The organism is Raoultella sp. T31 (genome assembly GCF_002806725.1).
GTDB lineage: Bacteria > Pseudomonadota > Gammaproteobacteria > Enterobacterales > Enterobacteriaceae > Klebsiella > Klebsiella electrica.
Window position 1 is genome coordinate 87,989 of the sequence record NZ_PIBO01000003.1, and the last position, 16,484, is coordinate 104,472.

Below are 16,484 nucleotides of genomic sequence, written 5' to 3' on the forward strand. Positions count from 1 at the left end.
CTTTTGAGAACATGTGGCAGGCCAGGAGCCATAAGCATAGCGCGGGGAGGGAGAAAAATAACCGTCGCTCCGTTCAGGCGGCGGAAAAATCAACAATCGCGCCGCCGGTGAGCCGACGACGCGCTCAATCAGGCGGTGCGGGCCACCGCATCCCGGGTCGCCAGCTCGCGCTCTTCTCCCGTCAGCTCCGTCAGCTGGCCGCTGCGCATCTCCAGCAGGCGGTCGGCATGCTGGAAATAATGATCGTCATGGCTAATGGCGAAAACGGTTTTCCCCATTTGCTGCATCAGCGGCAGCAGCAGCTGGTAAAACTCGCGACGAAAATGCGGGTCCTGATCCGCCGCCCACTCGTCAAGCAGGATGATATCCCGCTCCTCCGCCAGCGCCAGCAGCAGCGCAACGCGTTTTTTCTGCCCTTTCGACAGCTTCAAATCAACAATCCTGCCGTTATCCAGCTGCAGCTTATGCGTCATTTTCAGGTAACCCATCCACTGGCCGACCAGCGCGGGATCTGCCGCTTTGCCGCCTGGCCCCAGCAGCCTGTCGAACAGCCAGACATCGGTAAAGACTGCCGAAAAAAGCTGGCGGTACTCTTCGGGCTTATCCGCCGCCAGGGGCTGACCATCGAGCAGAATCTGCCCGCAGGCCGGTTGGTACAACCCGGTCAGCAACATCGCCAGCGTCGATTTACCGCTGCCGTTGCCGCCAATTAAAAACACCAGCTCGCCGCGCTGCAGGGTCAGATTAATCGGCCCGACGGCAAAGCTGTTATCCGGATAGTGGAAGCAGACGTCGCGCAGCTCCAGGGTCTGCCAGTGTGGATGTGGTTCCGGCCGCGGGAAGTCGGCGCGATAGGCTGCCAGAGAGAAAGTGTTCAGCTTGTTGAATGCCACCTGGGCGCTGAGCAACGTCGGCAGCGCTCCGACCGCCGACAGCAGCGGCGTGCGCAGGAACAACAGGGTCAGCGAGTAGGTCGCCGCCACCGCGGTATTCGCCCAGCCGAGGCTGTTTGCCATCCAGAACACCAGTCCGATGGCGCCCAGCATCATAATATTCGACCAGTTCACCGCGCTGAGATGGAAAGTATCGGCGCGGATAATGTGGTGACGATATTCGCGGGCATCCGGCAGATAAAGCTGATTAAACACATATTCCGCGCGTTCCCGGTTGAGGGTTAACTCTTTGCGCCCTTCCAGCACCGTCTGATAGTCGTGGTACAGCTTGTCTTCGCTTTCCCGCAGCGTCGCCATATGTCTGTAGACGCGAGCCACCAGCACAAACCCACCCCAGATAGTCAGCGCCATCCACAGCGCGGTGACCATCATCATTTTGCCCGACAGCCACGCCAGGTAAGCGGCGGAGCCAAAGGTCAGGATAATCCCCTGTACCAGCTCCGGCAGGCGAACAAAAGCGATGGTGATATTGCGAATGTCGCTGGTTAAGCCGGCAAGTAGCGACGCGCTGCCGCTCTTCTCGACCTTTTCGATTTGGCTATCAAGGATGCGCTTGATAAATTCGCCGCGCAGGCGGAAGACAAAATGGTGTCCCAGCGTGGTCAGGGCCAGTTGGGAACTCAGCGTCACGACCATCAGCAGCAGCAATAAACCGAGAAACTCCGGCAGCACCGCCAGCGAGGTATCGACCACGGTCATCAGACGCAGATTAATAAAGGCGATAAGTCCGATTCCCAGCGCCGCACTGAGCAGACTCAGGGCCATGACGGAGATAAACGGCCAGCGATACTGGCGCCAGACAAGCAGCACAAGTTCCATAACACACAATCCGGGCAAGCAAAACAGCCAGCAGTTTAAACGGCTCGCCCATGACATCAAGAATAATTCTTATTTTTATTCTCTGCCGCCAGCCAGACGGAAGGTGAGATTGTAACGACAGGCGCCGGTTTGCGGATGGTCGCCCTCTTTCAGCGGTTGGATACCGTGGTAAAACAGGCGTGATTCCCCGCCCCAGACCACCACATCGCCATGCTCCAGCAGCACGCGCTGCAGCGGATCGTTGCGCCGCAGACCGCCAAACTGGAACACGGCGGGCAGCCCCAGCGACACTGAAACGATAGGCGCCCGCAGATCGCGTTCATCTTTATCCTGATGTAGCGATAGCTTGGCCCCCGGCAGGTAGCGGTTGATCAGACAGGCGTCGGGGGCAAAATGAGGATAGCCGCCGTCAGAGGCCGCTTCCGCCGCCAGTTCGCGAAAGATCGCCGGCATCGGCGGCCAGGCCTCGCTGGTTAGCGGATCGTCAGGGGCATAGAGGTAGCCGTGCATATCGGTGGTCCAGCCAAGTCTGCCGCAGTTGGTCATCGCCACCGACATGGTATAACCTCCCGGCGTCACCATTTGCCGAAACGGCGAACGGCTGGCGACCTGCTTTATCGCCTGCAGCAACGCCGCCGCGCGCGGGTGGGCGAAACGCCGCAGAATGGTGGCCCCCGGCGCCAGCGGCTCCTGCCAGGGAGGCATATCGGCAAATAAATCGAGCATCACTTCTCCTCGGTTTGCGCTTCCCGGGCCAACAATTGCGCTTTGCGGGCCGTTCCCCAGCGGTAGCCTGAGAGCGCCCCGCCCTCGCGGACGACCCGATGACACGGGATAACCATTGCCAGTTTATTGGCCGCGCAGGCGCCTGCCACGGCTCTGACCGCACGGGGTTGACCAATGCTCTGCGCGACCTGACGATAGCTGCGGGTTTCTCCTGCCGGGATCTGGCGCAACGCCTGCCAGACGCGCAGCTGAAACGCGGTGCCGCGCAGATCCAGCGGCAGATTAATGGCCTGGCGAGGATCGTCCAGATGGGCGAAAACCTGGGCGACCCGCAGGCAAAAATGCGCATCCCCCGGCAGAAGCCGGGCGTGAGGGAAGAGACGGGATAACGCATCAAGCAACGCCGCGTCCTCTTCCCCCGGTAAAACGGCGCAGACCCCCCGTTCACTTTCCGCGACCAGACAGCGGCCGACCGCGCAGTCGTCGACGGTATAGATAATGTCAGTATCCTCGCCGCCGCGGCGAAACTGGCGGGCGGTCATCCCAAGCGCGGCATCCGCCTGACGATAATAGCTGCTGCCTCCGGGGAAGCCTGCGGCCAACACGGCAGGCGTCACTTTTTCACCCTGCCCCAGCGCTTCGCGCAAACGTCGCGCGCGCCAGGCCTGTTGCCAGGCTTTCGGCGTCATGCCGGTGACGGATTTGAACAAACGGTGAAAATGAAAGGGGCTGACCGCCAGCTCCTGCGCCAGCGTCTCAAGGGTCACCGGCGATTCCTGTTCCAGCAGGCGACAGGCTCGAGTGACTTTGTCCACCTTCTGCTGCTGCGGATCGCTTTTATCCGGCTGGCAGCGCTTACAGGGACGAAAGCCATCGGCGATAGCCGCCTCAACGCCGGGGTAAAAGCGAACATTCTCCCGCAGCGCTCGCCGCGAACAGCAGGACGGGCGGCAGCAGATGCCGGTGGTCAGGACGGCAAAGACAAACTGACCATCGGCTCGCGCATCACGATCGCATACCGCCTGCCAGCGGCGATCGTCGGTATCAGCAATTATCGGTTTCATCATGGGCTCCTGCTTTAAGTGTATCGTCAGTCTGAATCAGCACCCGATGAAAAAAACCCGAAATCTTGCGGTTTAATTCTTTTCGCCGACGAGGAAAGTGCGGAACTGCGGCGACATCCAGGTTTTAAACCCGTCGCCCTCTTTAACGATCATGTAAACCGCCAGCCCCTGTTTGCGCACAACTTCCTGCGCTCTTTCCGGCCCCAGCACCATCAGGCCGGTATCCCAGCCATCGGCTTCCAGCGCCGTCGGGGCGATGACCGTAACCGAGACCAGTTTATGATCGATAGGCCGGCCGGTTTTTGGGTCGATAACGTGGGAAATACGTTTGCCGTCCAGCTCATAATAGTTGCGGTAGCTGCCGGAGGTGCTGATTCCATGTCCGTTGATATCCACGATCGCCTGTACGGCATTTTCGCGATCGGTTGGTTTCTGGATGGCCACTCGCCACGGCAGCCCGTCGGCATTCATCCCCCGGCTGACCAACGCCCCGCCGACCGAAACCAGATAACGGGAAATCCCCTCCTGCTCCATCAGACGAGCCAGATGATCGGCGGCATAGCCTTCGCCAACGGTAGAGAGATCGACAAACAGATCCGGGATGTCTTTTTGCAGATATTGCCGATCCGCATGGTTAATGACCGTCAGATGCTGGAGCCCGGTGCGCGCTTTCGCGGCGGCAATCTGCTGAGGATCCGGCGTTTTAACCGGTTGCCTGGCGGGGCCAAATCCCCAGAGATTCACCAGCGGACCCACCGTAATATCCATGGCGCCCGCGGTTTTTGCGCCGATACGCAGCGACAGGGTGACAATATCGGCCATCGCCTCGCTGACCGGCCACGGCTCGGTCGTGGCGGCATGGTTAAAGCGCATCAGCGCAGAATCGTTTTTCCAGGTGGAGAGCAGGCGATCGTCGGCGTCAAGCTGCGCCTGCACCTTCTGTCGCAGCGCCTCGGCTTTGCCTTCATCCATGCCCACGACGCTAACCCGCCAGAATGTGCCCATCGTCTTACCATCGAGTACCGTCGCGGCGCTCTTTGGCGTAGTGGGGGTCGTGGCTGAATCGCAGCCGGAAAGCAGTACGCAGACGCTGAACAGCGCGCTGCGGAAAAAAGTGATATCCATAAATCAGGTTCCTCTTGCTAAGGCAGCAAGATTACACCAGCGAGGTTAAACCGGGCATAAAAAAGGCGCCAGAGGCGCCTTTTTCGAGACTTCAGCGTGCTTAGAACTGGTAAACCAGGCCCAGAGCTACGATATTGTCGGTAGAGATACCGGCGCTACGAGTGAAGTTGTTGTCGTCCAGCAGGTTGATTTTGTAATCAACATAGGTGGACATGTTTTTGTTGAAGTAGTAGGTCGCGCCCACATCAACATATTTCAGGAGATCCTGGTCGCCGAAGCCTTCCAGATCCTTACCTTTAGACTGCAGGTAAGCCACAGACGGACGCAGACCGAAATCGAACTGGTACTGTGCAGCGACTTCGAAGTTCTGTGCTTTGTTAGCAAAGCCCAGGGAGCCAGCGCGGGTTGCGTTGTAGGTCTGGGTGTACTGAGTCGCCAGGTAGATGTTGTTCGCGTCGTATTTCAGGCCGCCGGTGTAGGTTTCAGCATTGTCGCCTTTACCCAGCAGGCTTGCCGCATTCTGCGCATCAGTACGTTTAGAGTGGCTGTATGCGAAACCAGCGCTGATGCCGTCCCAGATGTTATAAGTGACAGCAGTACCGAAACCGTCGCCGTTCTGTTTATTCCAGTCACGACCGTTGTTGGTCGCGCCTTCGCCGCTGACGCTGCCGTTTTTACCCTGGTACTGCAGAGCAAAGTTCAGGCCGTCAACCAGACCGAAGAAGTCAGAGTTACGGTAGGTTGCAACACCGTTAGCACGCTGCTGCAGGAAGTTGTCGGAACCGTAGGTGTCGCCGCCGAATTCCGGCAGAACGTCGGTCCAGGAAGTGACGTCATAAACAACGCCGTAGTTACGACCGTAGTCGAAAGAGCCCGCGTCGCCGAATTTCAGACCTGCGAATGCCAGACGAGTCCATGCCTGATTGCTGGAGCTTTCAGTGTTGTTCGCCTGAACGTTGTATTCCCACTGGCCGTAACCGGTCAGCTGGTCATTGATCTGAGTTTCGCCTTTAACGCCTAAACGCATGTAGGTCTGGTCGCCGTCATTGCCCTTATCGTCAGAGAAATAGTGCAGACCGTCGATTTTGCCGTACAGATCTAATTTGTTGCCATCTTTGTTATAAATTTCAGCCGCATTTGCTGCGCCTGCTACCAGCAGAGCCGGTACCAGGAGGGACAGTACTTTAACTTTCATGTTATTAACCCTCTGTTTGTTATATGCCTTTTATTATTGCCACTGCTTACTGATTACCCTTCTAATCAGTCGGCTATATTCATTGTGCTGTAAAATGCAGAATAATCCAACAAGAATATGATACGAAAACTTCTAAGGTGTTTCAAAATGCGCACAAGATGTTTCAAATTGTAAGCGGACGGGAACTTTTCTTCATCGCTAAAAAGCAAAAAAATAAGCACTAATAATCAAGAAAATAAATTTTCTTGATTAAGTTCATGCGGTTACACGTTGACTCATGTATAGCACTGAATGACAAAACAAAATCCCCCCCGGCGACTAGAATAACTTCCGCTATCATCATTAACTTTATTTATTACCGTCATTCAGTTCTGAATGTCTGTTTACCCCTATTTCAACCGGATGCCTCGCATTCGGTTTTTTTTTACCCTTCTTTACATAACCTTAATTATCTTGTGATATTCACGAAAAAAAATAACGTTTATTAATCAATAACCTTGCGATTGAGTAAAGTCTTATCCAGATAATTTCTTGTTATTTAGTGCTATTTATTGCCCGCAACAGGTAAGTAATTGTACAAATCTCGCCGGGCTGTACATCTTTTGGCGTCAGGTTTTTTTAAGATAATTCTTACGCTTAAAAAAAACTGGCGAGCCGCAATCTGTAGTATGGATTTGATAAATTAGCCTTTATACTGAGTAGCGTATTCACTCTGCTAGCAGCTACCTGGGGCGATGCCCTGCTTACAAACCTTGATGAGTCGCTCTCTCACACGATGACCCAGAAAAAATTCTCTCTGATGCCAGGCAGCATCACCCGCTTCTTCATTTTAATGGTCATCGTCCTGCTGGCGACGATGGGGGTTATGATCCAAAGCGCGGTCAATACCTGGCTAAAAGATAAAAGCTATCAGGTCATTGATGTCAGCCACGCGCTGCATAAACGCATCGATACCTGGCGCTACGCAACCTGGCAGATTTACGACAATATCGCCGCCACCCCTTCCAGCAACGCCGGCGATGGCCTGCAAGAAACGCGTTTGAAGCAGGATGTTTACTACCTGGAAAAACCGCGGCGGAAAACCGAAGCGCTGATCTTTGGTTCGCACGACAGCGCGACCCTTGAGATGACGCAGAAAATGTCCAGCTACCTCGACATCTTGTGGGGGGCGGAAACCATCCCCTGGTCGATGTACTATCTGAATGGTCTGGATAACAGCCTGATCCTGGTGTCGACGCTGCCGCTGAAAGACCTGTCATCCAGCTTTAAAGAATCAACGATTACCAGCGTGGTCGAATCCCGCCGCGCGGAGATGCTGCTGCAGGCCAACACCCTGGACGAGCGGGAAACCTTTTCCTCCCTGCGCCGCCTCTCCTGGCAGAATGGCCACTATTTCACCCTGCGCACCACCTTTAACCAGCCGGGCCATCTGGCGACCGTTGTTGCCTTTGACCTGCCGATAAATGACCTGATTCCGCCCGGCATGCCGCTGGATAATTTCCGTATTGAACCCGACCCGGCGCAAAACACGGCCACTAACCCGGAAAAAGAGACCGCCGATAGCGTCAATATCGACTTTAACGGGGCACGGATTGAGATCATCACCAGCATCAGCACCACCGGGATGCGTCTGATCTGGGTGGTTCCCTTCGGTTCTATGCTGCTGGAATCCCTGCAGAATGTTCTCCTGCCGCTGCTGCTGATCATCGGTCTGCTGGCTTTAACGCTGTTCGGCTTCACGACGTTTCGCCATTACAATGGCCGCAGCCGTCAGAGCGGCACCGCCGTCTCTTCTGCGGCCAATAGCGAATTGCGCACCCTGCGTGCCATTAACGAAGAGATAGTCTCGCTACTGCCGCTGGGGCTGCTGGTCCACGATCAGGAAGCCAACCGCACGATTATCAGCAACCCGATTGCCGATCATCTCCTGCCGCATCTGAATCTGCAAAACATCACCAACATGGCCGATCAGCATCAGGGAGTGATTCAGGCGACTATCAACAACGAACTGTATGAAATCCGTCAGTATCGCAGCCAGGTTGCGCCGCGCACGCAGATCTTCATTATTCGCGATCAGGACCGGGAAGTGCTGGTCAATAAAAAACTGAAACAGGCCCAGCGTCTGTATGAGAAAAACCAGCAGGGGCGCATGGCATTTATGCAGCATATCGGCAGCGCCTTAAAACAGCCGGCGCAGAGCCTGGCCGCAGAAGCGGCAGCCATGGGTATTGCCCAAAGCCTCCAGCTTGCGCAGCATGCGGACCAGCTGGTACAGCTGATTGATGAAATTCAGCTGGCGAACCTGCTGGAGAGCGATAGCTGGAAAAGCAATCCAGTGCGGTTCTCCATTCAGGAGCTGATCGATGAAGTGGTGCCTGAGGTATTGCCGAGCATTAAACGTAAAGGTCTGCAGCTGCTGATGAACAATGCGCTGCCGGCCAATGAACAGCGCTATGGCGATCGCGATGCGCTGCGCCGCACGCTGCTGTTGCTCATTCAATACTCGGTAACCACGACGCAAATGGGCAAAATCACGCTCGAAGTGAGTAAAGACGAGCCCGCAGACGACCGGCTGACTTTCCGTATTCTCGATACCGGCAACGGCGTTTCCGGCAACGAAATCGACAATATGCACTTCCCGTTCCTTAACGAGACCCAGTCCGATCGGTATGGGAAAGCCAACGCCCTCACCTTCTGGCTCTGCGATCGCCTGACGCGCAGGCTTGGCGGTCAGATGAATATCAAGGCCCGCGAGTCGCTGGGAACCCGCTATTCTCTGCATCTCAAAATGCCAGCCAGCGAAGAAGAGAGCAACTCCGGCGAACATCTGCTGGATGATGTCGTGGTGATGCTGGATATTACCGCCAATGAGGTCCGGCGGATTGCGGTGCGCCAGCTCGAAAGCTGGGGAGCAACCTGCATCACGCCGGATGAAAGGCTGACAAGTCAACAATACGATCTCTTTTTAACGGATAATCCGTCTAATCTTACTGCTTCGGGCTTGCTTTTAAGCGATGATGAGGTCGGGATACGCAAAATTGGCCCAGGCCAGCTGCGTGTCAATTTTAATATCAGCACAGCGATGCAGGAAGCGATTCTGCAACTGATTGAACAGCAGCTGGCGCAGGAAGAGGGGCAAGCCACCTCTGCGGGAAGCGAAAGTAACGCCGAACTCCATGCCAGCGGCTATTACGCACTGTTTGCCGACACAGTTCCGGATGATGTTAAGAGGCTGTATACTGAACTGGCAACGAGCGACTTAGCTGCGCTGGCCCAGACAGCGCACCGCCTCAAAGGGGCGTTTGCTATGCTTAATCTGATACCCGGCAAACAGTTATGTGAAACGCTTGAGCATCTGATTCGCGAGAAAGATGCGCAAGGCATAGAAAAATATATCAGCGACATTGACGTTTACGTCAAGAGCTTGCTGTAGCAAGGTAGCCTAATACATGAACACTATGAACGTAATTATTGCCGATGACCACCCGATCGTACTGTTCGGTATTCGTAAATCCCTTGAGCAAATCGAATGGGTCAACGTGGTCGGCGAATTTGAAGATTCAACGGCACTTATCAATAATCTTCCTAAGTTAGACGCACACGTTTTGATTACCGACCTGTCGATGCCGGGCGATAAATACGGCGACGGGATCACGTTGATCAAATACATCAAACGCCATTTCCCGGATCTGTCTATCATCGTTCTGACGATGAACAACAATCCGGCTATCCTGAGCGCAGTGCTGGATCTGGATATCGAAGGGATCGTGCTGAAACAAGGCGCCCCGACCGATCTGCCCAAAGCGCTGGCGGCACTGCAGAAAGGCAAAAAATTCACTCCGGAAAGCGTTTCGCGCCTGCTGGAAAAAATCAGCGCCAGCGGTTACGGCGACAAGCGCCTGTCGCCGAAAGAGAGCGAAGTGCTGCGCCTGTTCGCCGAAGGTTTTCTCGTGACCGAGATTGCCAAAAAACTGAACCGCAGCATTAAAACCATCAGTAGCCAGAAGAAATCGGCGATGATGAAGCTGGGCGTGGAAAACGATATCGCGCTGCTGAACTACCTGTCTTCCGTTTCTCTGAGCGCCACTGACAAAGAGTAACGCTTCCAGCCCGGATAACGGCGCCGCGCCTTATCCGGGCAAGTCCACAGCGGTTTCCTGCCCTATTCCTGTTCCTGACGTTCTTTACGCACCCGCGCGGCGTAGATTGCCAGCGTCTGCTTGATAATATCGAGCGTTACCGGTTTAGACAGACAGTTATCCATCCCCGACTCCAGACAGCGCTGTTTCTCCTCAGCCAGCGCGTTGGCGGTCACCCCGATGACCGGCAGGGTCATTCCCAGCTCGCGGATACGTTGCGTCAGGCGATAGCCATCCATATTCGGCATGTTGACATCGCTCAGCACAATGTCGATATGCTGTTTACTCAGCACGCCCAGCGCATCGACCCCATCGTTCGCCGTCACGCACTGATATCCGAGCGAGCCAAGCTGGTCGGCCAGTAGCCGGCGGTTAATCGGGTGGTCGTCCACCACCAGGATCATCATATCGTCATTGCTGGCGACCTGGGTTTCCGGCGCGCTGAGCGCCGGGCCATGTTCGGTGGTCGTCACCGCAATGCGGAAGATACGTCCCAGTAGCGGCAGCAGTTCGTGCGGTGTCGTCACGCTGTGTACCCACTCACCAGGCGCGCGTTCCAGCGGAATACCGATATGGCGGCGACAGAAAATCACCGCCGCACTCCCCTGCCAGCGCATGTCCTGCTGATCCTCATCATCGGTCAGCAAAATATCATCAGCCCCTGGCTGTTGCCCGTCATAGATTTGGCTCTGCAGACCGTGATGCTTGAGCAGCGACTCGACAAACAGCGCCAGGGAGGTATTGCGGATAGCCAGCCAGCAGCATTTACCCGCCAGACTATCAATCGCCAGCGGCGGGCGGTTTTGCACACCGTACAGCGGAATACGAATGGTAAAGCGGCTGCCCATTCCCGGTTCGGTTTCAACGGCAATATCGCCGTCCATCATGCTGATCAGCTTTTCACAGATCGCCAGCCCCAGCCCGGTGCCCTGGAAGTTGCGCTGTACGCCGGTCCCCACCTGGAAGAACGGATCAAACAGGCGCACCACCTCTTTTGCCGGGATCCCCTCGCCTGTATCGCGCACGCTAATTTGCAGGTAATCCCCGGCGCACTGCACGTGCAGGACGATACAGCCGGTATCGGTAAACTTAATGGCGTTGCTCAGCAGGTTAGAAATGACCTGCTGCAAACGCATCGGATCGCCGGACATCAGCTGCGGAACGTCAGGCTCGATAAAGCAGTACAGCCCCAGCTGTTTACGCACCACCAGCGGTAAATAGTTGGCGGAGATATGGTTCATCACCTCACGCGGCGAAAACTCACCGGGTTCGATTTTCAGCTGCTCGGATTCGATTTTTGAGAAATCGAGGATATCGCTGATAATTTTCAGCAGCAGGCTCGAAGAGTTATTCATCGCCGTGACCAGCCTGTCTACCCCTTTAGGCAGCTCTTTGGTTTGCAGCAGGTCGAGGTTACCGATAATCCCGTACAGCGGCGTTCGCAGCTCATGGCTGACGGTGGCGAGGAACATGGATTTCGACTGGCTGGCCTGCTCCGCGGCCTGCGCCATCTCCTGCAACGACTCTTCCATCTTGACGCGGGCGCTGACGTCGACCAGCACGCAAATCGCGACGTTTTCATTGCGATAGCGCGAATGCACGAAGCTAATCTGCAGGTTGGTGTTGTTGCTGGTCAGCACATCCACGAAGTTGACCTGCTGGCCGCAAATAATCTGCGTTAACCGCTGTCGGTCCTCATGGGTCAGCATATTGAGGTAGTTGTGCGCCAGTTCGTTGCTCAGAATATTGGTGCCATCGAGGGTGCGCAGGATACAAATCCCCACCGGCGCCGAGGCGACGATTTTACGGTTGAACTGCTCATGCTCTTCCAGACGCTGGGCATCATTTTCCGCCGGGATAAAGATTCGCCGCTCATACATCCGCGCCAGGGCAAACAGGATAACCCCGGTCAGGATATTCAGGACAATCGCGTTGATAATCAGCATCCGGATACGTTCGAGCACCTGATCGACCGACACGGAATAGACAATGCTTAACGACGACGGCGGCAGGCTCTTCTTCAGCGCCAGCTCGCGGAAACCCGCGGTGTAGCCAAACCAGATCCGCTCCTGCATCCAGCGGGCGTCGCCCTTGATTTTGTTCTCCTGCCCGGCAAGAGAAATAAGCGGCTGTCCGTTGTCATCAAGAATCGTGACGCTCATTGGCAGGCTGCCCGGCGTAAAGAAGCTCTCCATACGAATGGTCTGCTCAACGCCCAGCAGCGCCTGCAGGCGGTTTGCCATATACACCGGCGTCAGCGCGTAAAAATACCCCACGCCCGGACGCATGCCCTGACTTATCCAGAACAGGTTGTTGCCGCGCTCGTTTTGCGGCGCATCGCGGTACTGCTCAATCCGCTGGTGCAGCACTTTCAGCGCCTGATCGCGCTCCAGCGGCACTTCCCGCAGGCCAAAGTTGGCCATACATAAATTATCGCTGCCAATGAGGAAGATGCGGTTGAGGTCATAGGTCGCGGAAAAGTTATCGCGCCAGTAGCGCATAAACCACGCCAGTGACTGCAGGGAGTTACGCCAGGTGGCCCCCATCGCCCCGCAATCAGAATCAGCGTACAGCGGCTCGAAATCTGGAACGGCGATGTTGCCGTTCGGAACCGCAGTGGCCCCTCCCTCGCCGCCGCCGCTCGGACGGTTTCCCGCCACGTATTTCAGCTCTTTAATCACATCCGCGGTCCGCTGGATATAACGCTGCGCCTGATCGGCATTGAGGTTAAATTCCTGGCGGATTTCCGACTCCCGGTCATGCAGGGCGTTGACGATATAGAACACGGAAACGAAAGCGATCAGCATCCAGAGCAGTACCGCCAGCGCCCTGAACAGGTAGCGTGAAACCTTTAGCGTGGTATGAAAAGAGGCAAGATATTTCAATGTGGCGATACTCGGCCGTCAAGGACTCAACAGAATGGGGTTAAGGTAGCGGTAAATGACCAACGTCGCAATGCTATCTCTTTACGAGAATATGATACACCGCCGAGAAACACGCGGCCCTCCACTCAATAATAGATATTCGCCTAAAAAACACCCAACATGGATAGCTGTATGCACGACCTAAAATGGATGATGCGCCGGGTATATCCCCGACGTTTGCGAAACCAAATGATTCTGATGGCTATACTGATGGTTTGCATACCGATAATTTCTATTGGTTATATCGTAGAAACAGAGGGCCGTTCAGCAGTCTTGTCTGAAAAAGAAAAAAAACTATCAGCAGTCGTTAACCTGCTGAATACTGCGCTAGCCGATAGCTTTAACCACTACAGCCATTTACCTCGTCATGAACGCATCCTGGCTCTTAATAATGAGCTAAGCCCCGTTACCGAGCGTATTACTGATGCCTTCCCCGGTATCGGCGCAGGGTATTACAATAAGGAGCTGGATGCCATTATCACCTACGCCCCTGCACACCTTTTCCAGGATACCGTCGGCATCACCATTACAGCAGAGCATCCTGGCCGTAGAGTCATGAGCACCAACGCTCCGCTGGTATTCTCAGGCAAGCAGGTTCGCGGCGATATTCTTAACTCCATGATTCCAATCGAACGACATGGAGAAGTCATCGGCTATATCTGGGCCAACGAGCTGACAGAAGATATTCGACAGCAGGCCTGGAAGATGGACGTCCGAATTATTGCAGTCCTGGCGATGGGATTGATGAGCAGCCTGCTGCTGATTGTGCTTTTTTCACGGCGATTCAGTGCCAACATTGATATTATCACCGAAAGCCTTTCCACCCTTGCCCAAAAAAATCCTACGCGATTACCCCATTTGCCAGGTGAATTGGGACAAATTAGCCGTAGCGTAAATGCGTTAGCACAAACGCTGCGCGAGACGAAAACCCTTAACGATCTGATCATAGAAAATGCAGCCGACGGGGTTCTTGCTATCGACAGGCAGGGTGATGTCACGACTATCAATCCCGCAGCAGAACAGATTACCGGTTACAAACAGCATGAACTGGTCGGGCAACCGTATGCCAAACTGTTTACCGATCCTCATTTCCGTAGCCCCGTTCTCGACACGCTGGCGCACGGCATTGAGCATCTCGCTCAGGAGGTCAGTTTTCCAGCGCGCGGCCGCACCATTGAATTGAGCGTAACGACCAGCAGAATCCACAACGCGCGGGGTGATTTGATCGGCGCACTGGTCATTTTTTCTGATTTGACAGCCCGTAAAGAGGCGCAGCGTCGACTTGCCCAAACGGAGAGACTCGCCACCCTGGGCGAATTAATGGCTGGCGTGGCTCATGAAGTTCGTAATCCGCTGACGGCAATCCGCGGCTACGTGCAGATCATTCTCCAGCAAACTACCCTACCGGTACATCAAGAATATTTATCCATTGCGCTCAAAGAAATAGACTCAATTAATAAGGTCATCCAGCAGTTGCTGGATTTCTCCCGTCCCCGGCATAGCCAGTGGCAAGACGTCTATCTTAATGCGCTAATTGAAGAGGCCTTGATTCTGGTTCAAACCTCCGGTGTGCAGGCCAGAATCACTTTTGTTACGGATTTCGACGCCAGCCAATCCACCATTGTCGCAGATCGCGAATTGCTCAAGCAGGTACTTCTCAATCTGTTGATTAATGCAGTACAGGCTATCGGCGCGCGAGGGGAGATTCACATTCGAACCTGGCAATATACGCCAACGCAGTTGGCGGTCGCGATTGAAGATGATGGTTGCGGTATTGATACCGCGCTGCAAAAAAAGATATTTGACCCCTTTTTCACGACTAAAGCCTCAGGAACCGGCCTTGGTCTCGCGCTAAGCCAGAGAATAATCAATGCACATCAAGGAGATATCCGCGTTACCAGCACACCGGGATGCGGCGCAATCTTCACTCTTATTTTACCCATCAATCCCCGGGAGAGCGTGTGCGTATGAAATCCATCTACCGTATTCTCATCGTTGATGACGAAGATAACGTTCGCCGAATGCTGAGTACGGCATTTTCCTTACAGGGACACGAGACGCACTCTGTGGGTAACGGAAGGGAAGCTCTGCGAACCTTTGAACAGACACAGCCAGATGTGGTGTTAATGGATATTCGGATGCCAGAAATGGACGGTATTGCCGCGCTGAAAGCCATGCGGGCTATGGAGCCAAGGATCCCCATCATTTTGATGACTGCCTATGCGGAAGTGGAGACGGCAGTCGAAGCATTACGCAGCGGGGCATTTGACTATGTTATCAAACCCTTTGATCTTGACGAACTAACCTTAGTGATTCAGCGAGCGCTACAGCTTCAGGCGATGAAGCAGGAGATCCGCAGCCTGCATAAGGCGCTGAACACCAGTTGGCAATGGGGGCATATCCTGACGAACAGCCCGGCGATGATGGATATCTGTAAAGATACGGCTAAAATTGCCCTCTCACAGGCCAGCGTGCTGATTAGCGGCGAAAGCGGGACCGGGAAAGAGTTGATTGCCCGTGCGATCCACTATAACTCCTGCCGGGCGAACGGACCGTTTATCAAGATCAATTGCGCTGCACTACCTGAATCGTTACTGGAAAGTGAACTCTTTGGTCATGAAAAAGGCGCCTTTACCGGCGCTCAGACACTGCGCCAGGGACTCTTTGAGCGCGCACATCAGGGAACATTGTTACTTGATGAAATTGGCGAAATGCCGCTTATCCTTCAGGCGAAACTGCTGCGCATACTGCAGGAAAGGGAATTTGAGCGTATCGGCGGACATCAAATCATTAAGGTTGATATTCGCATTATCGCCGCTACTAACCGGGATCTACAAACAATGGTGCAAGAAGGTCTTTTCCGCGAAGACTTGTTTTATCGGCTGAACGTGATTCATCTGACGCTACCGCCGTTAAGAGAGCGGCGGGAAGATATCGCACTGCTGGCTAATCATTTTCTCCAGAAATTCAGTTCGGAAAATCAGCGCGATATCATTGAGATTGATTCCGCAGCACTCTCAATAATCAGCGCCTGGCACTGGCCAGGCAATATACGCGAACTATCCAACGTTATTGAACGCGCGGTGGTGATGAGTACCGGCGCGGTCATTTTCACTGAAGATTTACCCGCTCAGTTTCGTCATTCCATCAGTACTACGGCAGAAATGAAGCCTGCGCAGACGGGAGAACGAAATCTGAAAGAGGAGATCAAACGTGAGGAAAAGCGGATCATCCTTGAGGTACTCGAACAGCAAGAGGGAAATCGCACCCGTACCGCGCTAATGCTGGGGATCAGCCGGCGTGCTTTGATGTACAAACTGCAAGAGTACGATATCGACCCTGCGGGCGTTTAAAATCAAAATCTGCTATGCAGGATTTTGCGCAGTGCGCAAGATTTTGCATAGTTCCCACCGAGTCCTTCGCAGAAAAAATTAAAAATAAAATATAGAATTCAATGAATTAAAAGAACCACCCACCACATCGTATTCTGGCATCCCGCTTGCTATGCCTTTTGTGTACCCAACACGGAGTATGCAAAA

At 54.4% G+C, this 16,484-nt stretch carries 10 protein-coding genes; 4 read left to right on the forward strand and 6 right to left on the reverse strand.

Annotation, left to right across the window (positions count from 1 at the left end; all coding sequences use genetic code 11):
- Window positions 1–128: 128 nt before the first annotated feature.
- The 5 genes from CWM52_RS03050 to CWM52_RS03070 all read right to left on the reverse strand — a co-directional run bounded on the left by CWM52_RS03050 (window position 129) and on the right by CWM52_RS03070 (window position 5,882).
- Window positions 129–1,772: a multidrug ABC transporter permease/ATP-binding protein gene (locus CWM52_RS03050; protein ID WP_100682737.1), complete on the reverse strand. Its 1,644-nt coding sequence runs from the start codon at window positions 1,770–1,772 to the stop codon at window positions 129–131.
- A gap of 75 nt (window positions 1,773–1,847) precedes the next feature.
- On the reverse strand, window positions 1,848–2,498 hold the full coding sequence (gene alkB, locus CWM52_RS03055; protein ID WP_100682738.1) for a DNA oxidative demethylase AlkB: 651 nt from the start codon (window positions 2,496–2,498) through the stop codon (window positions 1,848–1,850).
- On the reverse strand, window positions 2,498–3,562 hold the full coding sequence (gene ada, locus CWM52_RS03060) for a bifunctional DNA-binding transcriptional regulator/O6-methylguanine-DNA methyltransferase Ada (protein ID WP_100682739.1): 1,065 nt from the start codon (window positions 3,560–3,562) through the stop codon (window positions 2,498–2,500). The genes alkB and ada overlap by 1 nt, the downstream gene beginning before the upstream one ends.
- Before the next feature lie 72 nt (window positions 3,563–3,634).
- On the reverse strand, window positions 3,635–4,687 hold the full coding sequence (gene apbE, locus CWM52_RS03065) for an FAD:protein FMN transferase ApbE (RefSeq protein ID WP_100682740.1): 1,053 nt from the start codon (window positions 4,685–4,687) through the stop codon (window positions 3,635–3,637).
- 100 nt (window positions 4,688–4,787) lie between these two features.
- On the reverse strand, window positions 4,788–5,882 hold the full coding sequence (locus tag CWM52_RS03070; RefSeq protein ID WP_100682741.1) for a porin OmpC: 1,095 nt from the start codon (window positions 5,880–5,882) through the stop codon (window positions 4,788–4,790).
- 775 nt (window positions 5,883–6,657) lie between these two features.
- Between CWM52_RS03070 and rcsD the strand changes: the two genes are divergently transcribed.
- Both rcsD and rcsB read left to right on the forward strand, forming a co-directional pair.
- Complete coding sequence (gene rcsD, locus CWM52_RS03080; RefSeq protein ID WP_100682743.1) at window positions 6,658–9,315, forward strand: phosphotransferase RcsD; 2,658 nt, start codon at window positions 6,658–6,660, stop codon at window positions 9,313–9,315.
- Window positions 9,316–9,331: 16 nt separating this feature from the next.
- Window positions 9,332–9,982 (forward strand): response regulator transcription factor RcsB, encoded by a 651-nt coding sequence (gene rcsB / locus CWM52_RS03085; RefSeq protein ID WP_002913007.1) that lies wholly within the window; start codon window positions 9,332–9,334, stop codon window positions 9,980–9,982.
- A 62-nt stretch (window positions 9,983–10,044) separates the two neighbouring features.
- Here the strand turns inward: rcsB and rcsC are convergent, their stop codons facing one another.
- Complete coding sequence (gene rcsC, locus CWM52_RS03090) at window positions 10,045–12,906, reverse strand: two-component system sensor histidine kinase RcsC (RefSeq protein ID WP_100682744.1); 2,862 nt, start codon at window positions 12,904–12,906, stop codon at window positions 10,045–10,047.
- A 192-nt stretch (window positions 12,907–13,098) separates the two neighbouring features.
- Between rcsC and atoS the strand changes: the two genes are divergently transcribed.
- Window positions 13,099–14,916: a two-component system sensor histidine kinase AtoS gene (gene atoS, locus CWM52_RS03095; protein WP_416308788.1), complete on the forward strand. Its 1,818-nt coding sequence runs from the start codon at window positions 13,099–13,101 to the stop codon at window positions 14,914–14,916.
- A complete protein-coding gene (atoC, locus tag CWM52_RS03100; protein WP_100682746.1) occupies window positions 14,913–16,298 on the forward strand; it encodes an acetoacetate metabolism transcriptional regulator AtoC in 1,386 nt (461 codons plus the stop codon). Before atoS ends, atoC begins: the two co-directional genes overlap by 4 nt.
- The last annotated feature ends 186 nt before the right edge of the window (window positions 16,299–16,484 follow it).